The 15,590-nt window shown below is 63.0% G+C and carries 6 protein-coding genes; 4 read left to right on the top strand and 2 right to left on the bottom strand.

The genetic code is table 11. The features are described 5' to 3' along the window. Positions 1-11: 11 nt before the first annotated feature. Together LKR43_RS14690 and LKR43_RS14685 are read right to left on the bottom strand one after the other, a co-directional pair. Entirely contained in the window at positions 12-2,819 is a 2,808-nt protein-coding gene (locus LKR43_RS14690; RefSeq protein WP_227684965.1) for an ATP-binding cassette domain-containing protein, read from the bottom strand. A gap of 37 nt (positions 2,820-2,856) precedes the next feature. After that, entirely contained in the window at positions 2,857-3,639 is a 783-nt protein-coding gene (locus tag LKR43_RS14685; protein ID WP_227684964.1) for a thioesterase II family protein, read from the bottom strand. 196 nt (positions 3,640-3,835) lie between these two features. Here LKR43_RS14685 and LKR43_RS14680 point away from each other — a divergent pair, with 196 nt between their 5' ends. The 4 genes from LKR43_RS14680 (at position 3,836) to LKR43_RS14665 (ending at position 15,575) form a co-directional block, all read left to right on the top strand. Next, the gene (locus LKR43_RS14680; RefSeq protein WP_227684963.1) at positions 3,836-4,705 is read left to right on the top strand and encodes a phytanoyl-CoA dioxygenase family protein; all 870 of its coding nucleotides are present in this window, start codon (positions 3,836-3,838) and stop codon (positions 4,703-4,705) included. A gap of 188 nt (positions 4,706-4,893) precedes the next feature. Further along, positions 4,894-5,220, top strand: a complete 327-nt coding sequence (locus LKR43_RS14675; protein ID WP_227684962.1) for an antibiotic biosynthesis monooxygenase — start codon at positions 4,894-4,896, stop codon at positions 5,218-5,220. A gap of 117 nt (positions 5,221-5,337) precedes the next feature. Next, a complete protein-coding gene (locus tag LKR43_RS14670) occupies positions 5,338-8,598 on the top strand; it encodes a non-ribosomal peptide synthetase (RefSeq protein WP_227684961.1) in 3,261 nt (1,086 codons plus the stop codon). Further along, positions 8,595-15,575 carry a non-ribosomal peptide synthetase gene (locus tag LKR43_RS14665; protein WP_227684960.1) on the top strand — a complete coding sequence of 2,327 codons (6,981 nt, stop codon included), beginning with the start codon at positions 8,595-8,597 and terminating at the stop codon, positions 15,573-15,575. The genes LKR43_RS14670 and LKR43_RS14665 overlap by 4 nt, the downstream gene beginning before the upstream one ends. Positions 15,576-15,590 lie beyond the last annotated feature (15 nt).

The following is a 15,590-nucleotide window of genomic DNA, read 5'->3' as shown; positions in this document are numbered from 1 at the left end:
TTCCTTGGCTATCAGGTTTGGCGGCTGGCTCCTGCGGCGGTCGCCTTGCGCAGCTCGAGCCGGCGCCGCATCAATTCATCGAGCTTGGCATCCAGCCGGCGGTCCAGTGTGGCGGCAATCTCTTTCTCAAGCGGAGTCTGCTCCTCGCTGCTGCGGCCCAGGTCGGCAATGCGACGCAATTCCTGGCGACTCAGGGACAACAGCAGGCAAGGGTGACGGGAACGGCAGGTGGTGGGGTTCGGTATGCCCTCAAGCAAGGCGAACTCGCCAAAGAAGTCGCCGACCTCGAGGACTTCCATGGACAGCGCCGTGCCGTCGTCAAGCATCACGGAGCTTTCCACGCTGCCCCGGGCAATGATGTAGAAGCGCCCGCTGGTCGTGCCTTCTTTGATCAGCACCGTGTCGGCCGCGACCTCTTCGACTTTCAGCAAGCTGCGCAAGCGCTCAAGGTCTGCGGGCGGTGCGCTGGCAAACAGCGGAATCTTGCGCAGTCGCTCGACGCTGATATCGACATCCTGGCCTTCGTTCGCAATGGAAATATCGGCCTGCTTTTCCCACATTCCCGCATACACACCGTCAAGGCGAAGCAGGTCATGGTGCTTGCCATGCTCGACCATCACACCGTCCTTGAAGACGCAGATCAGGTCCATATCGGGGCACGAGGCCAGCCGGTGCGTGACCGAGAACATGCTGCGGTCTGTGCTGACCCGCGACAGCGTGCTGTTGATGGCGGACTCGGCTTCGGCGTCAAGCGCCGAGGTTGCCTCGTCCAGCAGCAGTATCTTGGGGTTGCGCAGCAAGGCGCGCGCAATCACCACCCGCTGGCGCTGTCCGCCCGATAGCAGCTTGCCGCCTTCGCCCACATGGGTTTCGTAGCCATTGGGCAGCGTCATGATGAAGTTATGGATTTCTGCAGCGCGTGCCGCCTGCTCGACTTCCTGGTCGGTGGCATCGATACGACCTATGCGGATGTTGTAGGCAATCGAGCCTTCGAACAGCGTAGTGTCCTGATTGACCACGGCCATCAGGGCACGCAATGATTGACTGTCGATATCGCGCACATCAGTGTCGTTCAGCAAGATGCTTCCGCTCATGACATCGTAGTTGCGCGACAGCAAATTGATGACCGTGCTTTTCCCGGATCCCGACGGCCCCACCAGCGCGATGCGCCGGGGTGTCGGGGCATCCAGCGAGACACCCTGCAGATTAAGGCTGTCACCGTTGTAGCTGAAAGAGACGTCGTTGAACGCAACACGCCTCAACGGCTCATGGAAAGGCGTGCCCGGGCGGGTAGCAGAAGCCTCTTCGGGCTGGGCCAGCACGGTATTGATGCGCTGCCAGCTGCCCACCGCCTGTATGGCCGGCGGCAGCAGGCCTGCAATGGCGCCGGCTGAACCGCCGAAAGCCAGCAGCAGGCCTATGTAGGCAACCACCACGCCGCCAGACACCGTGCCGTTCAGCGAGAGCACGGCGCCCAGCCCTATGATGCCCAATTGCGCCGCACTGACCGCAAAAACAGTCACGCGCCCGGTGAGTTCGCCCATCAGGTATTGCTTGTAGCTGGCCTTGTAGACTTCATCGGTGTGCTCATCGAACAACACGCGCCGATGTGCACCGATATCCAGCGTGCGTATGACCGGCAGCAGCAGAATGGATTCCTTGATGTAGCCTGCCAGCTTGCCATCCTGGACTTTGCGCGCATAAGCCGCACGCACCGCGATACGACCCACCTGGCGCGGCAACCAGAAGGCGATGACCAGCAGTGATATGGTGGCCACCGCCATGCGCCAGTCAAGAATCACCGCCGTGATCAGCGAGCCGAGCATCAGAAAACTTTTGGACACGATGCCCGGCACCGCACGCACGATGGCGTTCTCCATGATCTGCATGTCGGCGGAAAACATCGAGACCAGGTCGCCGCTTTTGAAGTGGTTCAGCGAACGTGACGACAAGGCCAGGAGCTTGTCGAAAACCTGGGTGCGCACATCGTTCAGCGCCTTGGGCCCCAGCGTCGACACGCTGAAATCTATGGCGACACCAGCGGCGGACGTGACCAGGAATCCGCCAAACAGATAAGCCAGCGTGTGCCAGATGACGGTCGCATTTTGCGCGGTTATGCCATCGTCGAACAGCTCGTTCAGCCAGATCGGCATGAAGGTGGCATAAGCCGTCTGTATCAGTATGCCTATGACCAGCAGCGTGCAGAAAAAACGATAGGGCCGCAGCAAGCCTATGGTCCAGACAACGAACGGGAACAAGCCTTTACCCGGCTGCTCGCGCGAAAGCGACTCGCTCCATTGCAAAGTCAGCATGAGCAGCGGCTTGCCGGTGGCCTGTTGCGCAACGTCGTCAAGAAGGGCGCCGGGCTGCATGGCGCAGGCAAATGCCAGCATCCCGTCGACACCATAGGTGTCGAGCAGGAAACGCACAAAGGCGCCTGCCCGGGCCGCATCGTCAGGGTCGGCTGCTCCCTGTTCCAGCCGCGATGCCACGCCTTCGATGTCGGCTGCCTGATCCAGGCGAATAGGCACACCCTCTTCTGCCTTATGCTTTAACAGATGCAGCAGACCCACCCCGAACAAACCCAGTGCGGGCTCGGGACACCCCATGCGCCGCGCAAGCAGCCGGCGCAGGAGTTCCAGCTCGGCGCTTTTTCCCGGACTGGAGCGCAAGTCGCTCGTGACTTCGCCGGCCAGCCGTTCATCGGTATCGTCGGGATGCAGCCCCAGCAAGGCGCGCGCATCGTGCTCGAACTCTTCGAGCCGGCCCGAAGAGGACTTGAAACCGCTGCGCAACCGTGCACGTATTCTGTTTATCACTGTGTGTCCTGTCGTGTTTGAAGTCTGCGAACACTACTCAATGGCATGCTCCCTGGTTCGTCGTCAGCCCAAGCAGCGCACGGGCGGCCAATTCAGGATTGCCTGCCCAGGGAAAATGCCCGCTGGCACACGGCGTCAGGCGCACGGGGTAGCACGACACGGATTGCCAGGCCTGAAGTTCGGCCACAGAGACCGACGAGTCGTCGGTCAGGTGCAGGACATCCAGCGGCACAGGCAGCCGCTTGCCGTGCCGGTGACGGTAGGTATCGCAGGCTTGCAGGTCTGCGCGTAGCGCGGGCTCGGCCAGCTCGGCACCGGCATCGAGTGGCACGCCAAAACGCGCGGCCAGTTCCGCATACAGCTGCGCCGACGGCAAGCGATGAAGAGGAATATCGGCCAGCGGCAGTGCGGGAGAGCGAAAGCCGGAAACAATGAGTCGCTCGACATCGTGAGCTACATCCACCAGGCACCACGCTGTTTCGTAGGCCAGCAATGCGCCATAGCTATTCCCGACCAGAACCAGCCGGCGAGACTCGTTGCGTGGCATGTTTGCCAGACTGCGGGCGATGCATTGCGCGGCATCGGTGGCGCGCGTTGGCGGCGTGCCATGGTCGAGATTGCCGCCGCGCGGCAACACGGCGACGACCACGCCCGCTGTGCCGGGCAGCACGGCAGCCATGCGGCCTATCGACAGCGGCGTGGCGCCGGCATGCGGAAAGAATACAAAGTTGGGTTGACCGGGCGAGGCGCTGCGAACCCGCAGCAGCCATTGCCATGACGCTGCAGTCGACTCCTTGATGTTGTCCACCGTATGAAGCATACGACCCCACTTACTTAACAAGTTGTAACACCCGGATTGAGCATTCTAGCAGCCGAAGCCGCACTTTTACATTGTTATTGTTTTAATACATTTACTTTCTTTTTTATCAACTTAAAATTCGAATGACCACGTCAATTTGACAACACAATTGAAACACGATGGAAACATTTCATCGACAAACTCACGCAGACAAACCATGACTGGCACAACAGACTTCGCAAAAGACTATGCAAAAGACGGCGTGGTCTGCATACGACAGGCCTTTTCAGATGAATGGATAACCCTGGCCCGCCAGGGAATCAAGAAAAACATCGCCCGGCCCAGTACTTTTTTTCGGCGCCTGGACGACGGCCAGGGAGCGTTCCTGTCCGACTGCTGGTCGCGCCGGTATATTCCCGAACTGACTCGGTTCTGCATGGAGTCGCCTGCCGCCCGCATTGCTGCGCATGGCCTGGCCTCGAGCCGTGTGCGCCTGGCCCAGGACACCTGGTTCGTCAAGGAACCCGGCACGGCGCAGCGCACACCCTGGCACCACGACACCGTCATTCAGGGGCCCTTCTGCTCGATATGGGTCGCTCTGGACGCCACCCCTCGCGCAGCCGCCCTTGAGTTCATACGCGGCTCACATACCTGGGGAAAGATCCTCATGCCCAAGTCCTTCTTCGAAGATCCGGCATTACGCTCGGCAGCCGACGCCTACTATGCCGAATTTCACGGCGACCGCGCGCGTGCCGACGCCGTGAAATTCGGCCAGGTGCCCGATATTGAAGCTGACCGCGACGCCTACGATATCGTGGGATGGGACATGGAAGCCGGCGACTGCCTGCTGTTCGACGCGCGCACCGTACATGGTGCACCGGGAAACCAGACGCCTTATCCCGTACGCCGCTTCATAACGCGCTGGGTGACCGACGACGCCTATGTTGCCCCCCACGCCCGGGACTTGATCGCCGCGCTTGAGCAATCCGGATTGAACGCCGATCTGCGCCTGGGCGGCCCCATTCGCGGCACTCTGTTTCCGGAGTTCCATTTCGAACCGGACACAACTTCGAGCGTTGCAAACTGATGCCACCTGCGCCGGCCCCGTTTTATATATGACTAATAAATTTAATTTGTATCAAATATTGTACTTTTAGAGTTTATAAGAATAAACTTCTTATTCTCAGGTTGCCCAATACGTGCAGCAAATCAAGGCATTTCCAGAGACCAAAGCTTCCCGTAGTCAAACTAAGTTAACTCGGAGGTACATTCATCATGGCGGAAATGTTTCTGACCATTACGCGCGCCAACATCAAGGCAGGCAACGAGAAAGAAGCTCGTGAACTGCTCGAAAAATCTCTGCTCCCCAACGACGGATCCAAGCCCGGCGATCATATCCCCGGCCTGATCGGCTTTGGCTTGATGCGCTCGAAAAAAGATCCATCCATGTTCGGTCTGGCTACCGTCTGGAAAGACGAAGCATCGTTCGATGCGCTTGCCAGCAACCCGAACGCCAAGGACGGCGGCGCCTGGGTGGAAAAATTCAAGACGTTCACCGACGGCGACGTCAAGGGTGAAGGCTTCTACATAGAAAGCCTGTAATCGCTTCACGAGTACGCAGCCCATCGCGTGTAGATGCCGGCACTAGCCAGGCACTCACGCCAGGCTGCGGCTCATTTCCGGCAATGTCCAGGCACAAACGCCGGGTTTGATACGCCCATGACCGCACCCCCCTTGCATAACGGCACCAGCCCCACGCAACGCCCGGCGTCGGCAGAGACCCCTGCAGTGCGCCCCATCGAAGACGCCTATCCCCTGACCCGAATACAGCAAGCCCTGCTGGTGCGCTGCATAGCCTATCCCGAGCAAGGCTTATATACAGGACAATGGTGGGCAATCCTGGACGGCAAGCTCGACGAACCCTTATTCTGCGAAGCCTGGCAAGAAGTCGTGAACCGGCATTCCGCGCTGCGTAGCGGCTTTCACTGGGAGATCAAAGACCACCCCTTCCAGGTGGTCCACCGGCTGGCGGCATTGCCCATCGTCCGGCACGACCGGACTGACGCCGCCGATTGGCGCGGGCAACTGGATGCCTTGCTGGCCGAAGATCGTAATCAGGGCTTTGACATCCGCAAGCCCCCACTGATGCGTCTGACGCTGATTCGCTTGCCCGCAGACCGCCATTGCATCATCTGGACACGCCATCACCTGACGGTTGACGGGTGGTCACTGGGCATACTGCTGGACGAAGTATTCGTCATTTACAAGGCATTGCTCGACGGCCGGGACCACGGCCTGCTGCCTGCGCCCGCCTTTCGCACCTATGCCGACTGGGAAAGCAGCCGCGACGGCGAGCCGGCGCGACGCCACTGGCAGGCCGCGCTGCAAGCCGGCTCTGATACCGACCAGGAATGGATACCCCTGGCGCAGGCACGCGGCGAACCCGACATCCGGTTGGTCAGCCAGGAATTGTCGGCAACGGACACAGCCAGTCTGGTCGAATTCGCCCGATCCGCACAACTGACCGTCAGCACACTGATCCACGTTGCCTGGGCGGTTGTGAACAGTCGCCTGCTCAATCGAAACACCGTCCTGTTCGGCTCGGTCGAGACCATCAGGCCGCCTCATCTGGAGAGCAGCGCCTCGGCGCACCTGGTCGGCATTCAGATTCAAACGCAGCCCGTCCTGGCGCACCTGGATGAAACACCGCTGCAGACCTGGGCCCTGGCCCTGCAGACCCAGACCGCACAGGCCCGCGCAGCCGGCCCCATCAGCCTGGACGAGCTTGGTGCCGCCATGGGTTTGCCATCGGGCACCCTGCCCTTCGACAGTCTGCTCGCGTATCAGAACTATCCTCTGGACGAAGCGGGCGCATTGACCGGCAGCGGGTTGCGCATGCTGGAAAGCGGCGATACCACAGTGCCCGACATGCCGCTCAATCTGATGATCGAGCGCCGGGCGGAAGGCGGCCTTCACCTGCAGCTCATGCATGACTTGCGCCACTACGCCAAGGCCGACGCCGCGCTGCGGCTGGACATGCTGGCGCATGCTCTGGCCGTGCTGCCCGGCCAGGCCAATATACCGGTTGCACAACTGGACATCCTGCCTCCCACGCTGCGCGATACCCTGCAGAAAGGCGGATACACACCGTTGATCCAGGAGCAGCCCGCTTCAGTCCTGCATGCCGTGCTTGAGCACGCCGCCGGGCAGCCGTACGCACCCGCCGTTGTTTACGGCGAACAGCGCCTGAGCTACGGCGATCTGCTTGCCTGGGCCCGGGCCATTTCCGTGCAGCTGGAAGTACACGGCGTCCAGCCGGGCACGCGGGTCGGCCTGCATCTGGAGCGCACGCCGCAGGCCCTGGCAGCCATTCTTGGCATTATGTTGCGCGGTGCCTCGTATGTTCCCCTGGACGTGAATGCCCCTGAAGACCGCAAGACCTTCATGGCCGCGCAGGCCGGCCTGGGTGCCATCCTGTCGGCAACACCCGAGGCAGTGGGCGGCATGACGCCGCTTGCAGCCGAGGCAGGCCCGCCCGCAACGGCTCCTTCCCCTATAGCCGCCATACCCGGCAATCGTCCTGAAGACGAGGCCTACGTGATCTTCACTTCGGGCTCAACGGGAAAGCCCAAAGGCGTTGCCGTCGCGCACGGCAATCTTTCCTATCATGTTGCGGCCCGCAACCAGGCTCACCCGGGCCGGCCCAACCGTATCCTGCTCCTGACCTTTCCGCTGATCTTCGACGGGTCGGTCACAGGCATCTTCGGCACGCTGGCCACAGGCGGCACGCTCGTGCTGCCCCAGCCCATTGAAGCGTCCGATCCAGACCGCCTGGCTCGGCTGATTGCCCGCGAAAACGTCAGCCAGACCATCATGATTCCCTCGCAATGGAACCTGATGCTGTCTTCGGCAGCCGGCAGCGACCTGAAGCAGCTGGAGCTGGCCATCGTGGCCGGCGAAGCCTGCCCGCGCGAACTGGTCGAGCGTCATCACGCACAGCTGCCGGGCACACAGCTGTGCAACGAATACGGTCCCACAGAGGCCACAGTGTGGGCCACGCTGGAGTCCTGCTCACCTGGTGAAACCGGTCCGGTCTCGATTGGCCGGCCCATTCCGGGCACCTGCGCCTACGTGGCCGATACACGTGGCCGGCTCTGCCCGCCCGGCGCCGTAGGCGAACTGCTTGTCGCCGGGCCCGGCATTGCAAGCGGCTACGTCGGGCGCCCCGACCTGACGGCCGAGCGCTTCCTGGCCAACCCTTACGACGACACCGGCCGCTGCGCACGCATGTATCGCACCGGTGACCAAGTCACGCTGGGCTTTGACGGGAAACTGCATTTCCAGGGCCGGGCAGATGACCAGGTCAAGATCAGCGGCTATCGTATAGAGCTCGAGGAAATCAGTGCCTGCCTGCTACAGGCGCCAGGTGTCAGCGACGCTGTCGCCGTCGTGCATCACGCGCATCCACAGGCGCAGCCGCAGATCGTCGGCCATGTGGCCGGCAGCGCCCTTCCTTCGACGCAAGCCGTGCTCAGGCACATCCAGGAAAGGTTGCCGGCCTACATGGTGCCGCACAGTATTGTCCTGCACGAACGCCTGCCCCGCGGCGCGTCCGGCAAACTCGACCGCAAGGCCTTGCCGGCGCCCGTGCAGCAGGCCGGCACATCCGCGCCGCCTGAAGGTGAAGTTGAACAGCGCATTGCTCAGGTATGGCAATCGGTACTCGAACGCAGCAATATAGGCCGTCACGACGATTTCTTCGCTCTGGGCGGCAAATCGCTGGACGCCATGCAAGTGGTCTCGCGCTTGCGCCGCGAAATGAATCTGGCGGTGGAGCTTGTCGACCTGTTTGAAGCACCGCGCCTGGCCGATCTGGCACGGCGGCTGCGAAGCCCACGCGGCGATGCCGCACCGGCCATACGGAAAAGGCAAAGGGTGCGCGTCGACCTTGGCGCCGCCCCCGCCCGGGATACTCAATGAGCAGCGGATATATTGCCGCCGCTTCGTTCGCGCAGCGTCAATTGCGCTATCTTGATCTGCTCCAGCCCGGACGCTCTGACTATGCCGTCCCACTGCTGATAGAGATCAGCGCCCCCGTTGACGCAGGCGCACTGCGCCGTGCTTTCAACGACGTCGTTCAGCGCCACGATGTGCTGCGTGCCGGCTTTCCCCTGGTCGACGGCGTTCCCGTCCAGGCAATACGCGATGACCTTGTCATTGCGCTGCCGAAAATCGACATACCCGGCGCCAGCCGCGAACTATGGCAACAAGGCATCAGCGCAGCGCTTACACAACTGGCGCAGCAAGCCTTTGACCTGGACCAGGGACCGGCGGTCCACGCCCGCATTTTCATGCCCTGCACGCCGGATACGGCCGGATGCGGCATGGCTTTGGCCGTAGTGTTTCACCACGCTGTCGCCGACGGCGCTTCGCTGCCGCTGTTCCTTGACGACCTGATCACCGCCTATAACGCGGCCTTGACCGGCAGCGAACCCGGCTGGCCGGAACTGCCTTTGCAATATCCCGATTATGCTGACTGGGAACAGGAGCAGTTCGGAGCGCCCGATGCGCCTGCGCTGGCCGATGCGCTGCGATACTGGCGCGAGCAGCTGCACCATGTACCGGCCATGCTCGACCTTCCCCTGGACGCAAGCCGCGGCCACCCGGCAGACACCGGTGCAACACAAACGCTAATGCTCGCCGGCACCACAGGCGCGGCACTGACCGAGGCCGCACGCCAACGCGGGGCCACGCCTTTCATGGCCTTGCTGGCTGTTTTCTTTGCCGTTCTGCACCGCTGGAGCGGCCTTGAAGACCTGACCGTCTCTATTCCCGTCTCGAAGCGCACACGACCAGAGCTGGCCGGACTGATCGGCCTGCTGGTCGACACCCTGCCCTTGCGCATCCAATGTAATGCCGACACGAGCTACGACGCCCTGCTCGAACAGGTGCAGCATACGTTTCGCGATGCCGTCCGACATCGCGACGTTCCGTTTCAACGCATAGTCCAGGCTATCGATATCGAACGGCATGCAGATGTCACCCCGCTCATGCAGGTGTTATTCGGCGCCCTGGAAAGCAGCGGCGCCCCGCAGGCGGCAAACGATGGCAGCCGCTATGCGGTCGTCGACGACCAGACCGAACAGTCAGCCAAATCGGATATTTCCCTGGTCTATCGCCAGACCCCGGAACACCTCGAGCTCTGGTGTCGTTACGAGCCCTCGCTGTTCCGGCATTCCACTATCGCGAATCTGCTTGCCTGGTTTGGTGAGGTGGCAGCAGCGGCGGCTGCCAAGCCGGCGACGCTGCTGGCCGATCTTCCGTTGATCAGCCGGCAGGCCGGCCTGGATCTGATCAGGCGGTTCAACGATACGAGCCGTCCCTACGACAGCGAAAGCAGCATCGTCACCCTGTTCGACGATATCGCACAGCGCTTTCCGAACAGCCCCGCCATCGAAGAGAACGGCACAGTGATCAGCTATGCCGACCTTGCTCTGTCATCGGCTCAAATCGCCTCGGCCCTGGCCGCCACCGGCATAGGTCCGGGCGATTCCGTCGTAATCGTAATACCCCCTGGCGCGCGCTACCTGACGCTGGTGCTGGCCATTTTGCGCGCCGGCGCCATCTACGTGCCCATGGATCCGGCCCACCCGCACGCGCACCGCCGCCGGCTTGCCAAGACCATAGGCGCACGGGCTGTTTTGCTGACTGGCAACGACGAGCGGGACTACGACGGCCCGGACGTCCTTGATATCAACGCGCTGGAGGCGCAGGCGGCCGACCTGCCCGCCCTGCTCCCAAGACATTGCGATCCATCCGACACCGCATACATTATGTTCACCTCGGGCTCCACCGGCGAACCCAAGGGCGTGGCGGTGCCGCAGCGCGCCATTCTGCGTCTGGTGCGCAACACCAACTTCGCCCGCTTCGGACCGCACACCCGCGCCGCGCTCTATTCGAACCCAGCGTTCGATGCATCGACACTGGAGCTCTGGGCGCCGCTGCTGAACGGCGGCACCGTCGTCGCGCTGGAGCGCGGCACCGTGCTGGACGCCACACAGCTGAGGCGCGCCCTGAACGAAAACAACATCACCATGCTGTGGATCACCACCGGCCTGTTCCACGAAATGGCGGCCATAGATCCGGGCCTGTTCGCCGGAGAGCGCCTCGTGCTGACCGGCGGCGACACCACCAATCTGGATTTGGTCCGTGCCGTGTACCGGGCAGGCCGTGCCTCGGGCCTGACCCTGCTGCATGCCTACGGCCCCACCGAGAACACGACCTTCAGCGCCTGCTTCGATGCTGCCGACCTGCATGAAAACGATATCCAGCTGCCGCTGGGTCCGCCTGTCGCCAACAGCACAGTCTATGTGCTGGACCGGCACGGCAACCCTTTGCCGCCCGGCATAAACGGCGAGCTTTATGTGGGCGGAGATGGCGTGGCCACAGCCTATGTGAACGATCCCGGCCGCACTGCCTCGGCCTTTTTGCCCGACCCCTTCAGCAACAAGGCGGGCGCCCGCATGTATCGCACCGGCGATTTCGGCCGTTGGCGCGATGACGGCATGCTGCTGTTCGCGGGCCGCGCCGACGACCAGGTCAAGGTACGCGGCTTTCGCATCGAGCTGAACGAAATCACGGCGGCACTTGGCCGCCATCCGGACCTGCGCATGGTGCATGTCGCGGCCCCAAGGCTGGGCCAAGGCGAAAGACAAATCATCGCCTATGTGGTGCCGGACAGCATGCCTGGCCCGACACCGGCCGAGCTGCGCCAATTCCTGCAGTCCCAACTGCCGCCGCATATGCTGCCCCATGCTTACGTAAGCAGCAAGGCGCTTGCACTGAACCTGAACGGCAAAGTCGACCGCAAGGCGCTGCCGGCGGTGGAAGATCACCATTATGATCGGGCCGCCGGCTTGCTGGCGCCGCGCAATCATGAAGAAACCGTACTCCAGGCCATCTGGCAGGATTTGCTGGGTCTGGATGCCATAGGGATCACCGAGAGCTTTTTTCATATCGGCGGAGACTCCATACTGGCCATACGCATGGCGGCACGCGCGTCGGAAGCCGGCTATGCCATCACACCCGCCGATATCTTTCAGCTTCAGACCATAGAACGGCTTGCGGCGCTCGTGGTCGCGGCGCAGCCTCGTTCACGCCGGGGCACGGCACGAATTTTTCCCGCCGAATTGCTGCCCGAGGCTAGCGGCGCAGCCGCCAGCCAGCCCTTCCTGCTTGCCAGCCTGGTGCTCGACCGCCCCATACGCGCCGTCGATCTGGCGCTGGCCGTACAAAGACTGGCCGAGCGGCATGATGCACTGCGCTTGCGCTGTGTGCGCGAGGGCCAGGCCAGCCACCTGGAAATCGCCGCCTACGTCGGCCAGCTTCCTATACGCATGGTCGAGGCCCGGCATCTGGCCGACGCTGATATAGATCGCTGGGTGGCCGAACATGCCGCCCGCATAGGGCGCGGCCTGGACACGCACACGGGCGTTACCCTGGCTGCCACGCTGGTCGACCGAGGCGAGGCCATGCCGCCCGTTGTCATCCTGGCTGTGCATCCGGGCGCGGCCGACCAGGCCAGCCTGATGCTCTTGCTGGGCGAGCTGAACACCGCCCTCAGGATCGATGCTGCACCCTTGCCGCCCATGCCCGAAGCCGGTTTGAATTATGGTGACTGGCTGAGCTGGCTGCAGGAGTACGCCGACGACCAGGCCGCCGGCACCGGGCTTGCCGCGCTCGAATCGCCCGCCTTGCGGGATGCCGCCCCACCCGAACTGCTGGCACACGAAACCCCGCTGCGCATTCGTGCGCAACACCAACTGCCCGCGACGCTGTGCGACACGCTGTTCGGCCAGGTCACCATGCAGCTGGCCATCACCCCGCTGGACATGCTGGCAGCGGCGCTGAACGATGCATTGCGGGCGGACCAGGGCCCACTGCTGCTGGAGGCCATGGAGACGGCGCGCCGGCTGCCAGATGGCGCGCCCGACGCCCATCGCATTGTGGGCAAGATCGACAGCGTGACACCCATGCTGACGCCAGCGGGCAGCCTGCCCCTGCCTGAACGGTTGCGGGCGATCAAATCAGCCAGGCAGGCGGTAGCAGACACGGGCTGCGTGTACCGGACACTGTGCCAGGCGTTCGATCTGCCCACCGCCGCGCTGGGCCTGGCCTGGACCAACATGCCCCTGGTACAGCACACCATGCGGCTGCACACCCCGCCCGTTTTCAGCGCCTCGGTTACCGGCGCATTGCTGGCCCGGCTTGCCGGCGGACAGCTGTGCCTGTCATGGGCCGGAGCAGAACCCGCCATGGGGGCAGGCGCACTGCTGGAACGCATTGCGGAAACACTGCAGGACATGACAAAGCTGGCCGACCAGGACGTACGCCCCTTATACACCGCCAATGACTTCCCGCTGGCCCGGGTTGCCGGACCCGCACTCGACGCCCTGCTGTCCAGTTCTGGACAGGTACAGGACATCTATCCACTATCGCCCATGCAGGAAGCCATGCTGGTCCATACGCTGACGGCCAGTGATTCGGGCGTCAACTTTGAACAAAGCTGCGTGCGCATCCGCGGTGCACTCGATCTGGACGCCTTCGTGCAGGCCTGGACCGTCGTCTTTGAACGACACGATGTACTACGTACGGCTTTCCATTGGCGCGGTCTGGAACGACCGCTGCAGGTCGTGCAGCGTAAGGTCAAGCTGCCGCTTGCCGTGCAAACCTGGCCCCGGTTCGACCCGGAGCGTCTGCAGGCTTTGCTGGCTTCGGACCAGGCCAGGGGCTTTCAGCTGGAGCAGGCGCCGCTGGTCAGACTGACGCTGGTCAAGGTCGCCGACGACGATATCTACCTGGTTTCCAGTTTTCATCACCTGCTGATCGACGGCTGGTGTCTCGGGCGCCTTGAGCGGGAAGTCCGGGCGGCCTATGAAAGCTTCCGCAGCCGGCGCGCGCCCTTGTTCGATACCGTCATTCCCTATCGATCGTATATTGCCTGGCTCGAAAAAGAGGATCATGCCGACAGCAAGGCATTTTTCACCGAACTGTTGCGCAACTCCCCCGAACGCCGCCTCCTGTTTGCGCCGGCCAGCCAGGCCGCGCGCCGCTTCAATACACAACGGCACACCCTGGACAAGCAGGCCAGCCGGGCCCTCACGGCCTTCGCACGCCGGCGCGGCCTGACACTTGCGGCCGTCATGCATTACGCCTGGGCCACCTGGCTGGCCGCACGTCTGGGCACCAGCGATGTCGTATTCGGCACCACTGTTTCGGGGCGGCCCGCCAGCATCCCTGGCGTGGAGCATATCGTGGGCCTGTTCATCAACAATGTCCCGGTGCGTGCTCGCCTGGATGACGCCGATAGCCCGGCCTCACAGCTTGCCGCCATACAGGTGCAGCTGGGCCAACTGCAGCAACATGCCCATCTGTCACCGGCCGAGATTGCCGCAGCGGCAGACGGCAACCACCCGTCCGGCCCCTTGTTCGACACATTGGTGCTGGTCGAGAATCTGGCCTCGGGTACCAGCGCCTGGAGCGGTGCCGAAGGCCTGCAGGTTGAAACCGTACATACGCGGCTCAAGACCGCCTACGACCTGACTTTTGTCGTCATACCCGGCGAATCGCTGGTGTTGTCCCTGATTCAGCCGGAAGACGGACGCGAGCTGGAAGATACCGCGCAGGCGCTGCGCGTTATTGCCGACATGCTTGTGGCCTTGCCGGCCGGCGCCGATGGCAGGCATGACGCATTGCCCCATCCCGACGCACGCCCGGCATTGCCATTGGCCACCGACGCAACCCGCATGCCACTGCAGTTCGCAACAAAGCCGCGCAGCACGCTGGAAGCGCGCATCGCGGCCGCCGTCGCCGGCATGGTGGCGCAAGCCCCTGGACTCAAGCCTGATCTGGACACCGATTTCTGGCTCCTGGGCCTGACTTCGCTGGGCATCACCCAACTGGCCATACGCCTGCAAGATATGCTGGATCGGCCTGTGTCCATCTCGCTGCTGCTGGAGCATCGCTCGGTGGCGGCGCTGGCGCATGCCCTGGAGTCCGACCAGCGCTGGAGCCCCGTGGTACCCATGAATCAGCTCGGTGTTCCAGCCAGCCAAAACACTGTGCCGTTTATTTGCGTTCATCCGGTCGCGGGCGATGTCAGCGTATTTCTGGACCTGGCCCGCGCCCTGCCGGCGCAGCTGCCTTTCTGGGCCATACAAGCCGCCGGACTGGAACAGGGCCAACAAGCGTTGCACTCGATTCCCGACATGGCAGCAGCCAACCTGGCGGCGCTTGCCGAGCGCGGCCAGGCCTCACCCCTATGGCTGGGCGGCTACTCATTCGGCGGACTGGTTGCCTTTGAAATGGCCAGGCAGCTGGCCGCCTGCGGCAGGCCGCCCGAGCGCGTCGTGCTGGTGGATACGCCCGCGCCACTGGAGCGCAGCTCCATACTTGATTCCGACCCCGAACGCGCCGACGCCCAGTGGCTGGTGCGCATGGCTGACGTACGCGCCCGTTTCCAGGGCCAGGAGCCGGTGCTGACACAAGAAGAACTGCTGGCCGAGCCTGCAGGCGAGCGCTACGAATTCGCCTGCAGGCGTCTGCACGGCGCCAAGCTGCTTCCACCGGCCGCCGACGCCCAATGGCTGCAACGCGCCCACAGCACCAGCATGGCGCAGTACCAGGCCTATCTGGACTATCAGCCGGCACCCGGTGCCGACCAGGCACTGCCCCTGGCCCTTATCCGCGCATCCGCACCGCGCGACTCGGATCTGGGCAGACACGAGAACCAGTTGCTTGCATTGCCCGACATGGGATGGCAGGCTTACACGACCCGACCTGTAGACATACGTCACGTTGCCGGCGATCACGTCACCATGCTGTCGGGTGACAGCGCCCACGAGGTCGCGCAGGCCATCGCCGAACTGCTGATCGGACCAGAGTGTTCCGGCCAATGACATGCGCCTGAGGTG

Source organism: Pusillimonas sp. MFBS29, assembly GCF_020687695.1.
GTDB lineage: Bacteria > Pseudomonadota > Gammaproteobacteria > Burkholderiales > Burkholderiaceae_B > Pusillimonas_C.
The sequence above is the reverse complement of the archived record's forward strand: the minus strand, read 5'-3'. Positions and strand labels throughout refer to the sequence as shown.

Coding starts and splice junctions, on each gene's coding strand:
- LKR43_RS14685 (WP_227684964.1), bottom strand. CDS start 3,639: ATGCTTCATACGGTGGACAACATCAAGGAGTCGACTGCAGCGTCATGG.
- LKR43_RS14680 (WP_227684963.1), top strand. CDS start 3,836: ATGACTGGCACAACAGACTTCGCAAAAGACTATGCAAAAGACGGCGTG.
- LKR43_RS14675 (WP_227684962.1), top strand. CDS start 4,894: ATGGCGGAAATGTTTCTGACCATTACGCGCGCCAACATCAAGGCAGGC.
- LKR43_RS14670 (WP_227684961.1), top strand. CDS start 5,338: ATGACCGCACCCCCCTTGCATAACGGCACCAGCCCCACGCAACGCCCG.
- LKR43_RS14665 (WP_227684960.1), top strand. CDS start 8,595: ATGAGCAGCGGATATATTGCCGCCGCTTCGTTCGCGCAGCGTCAATTG.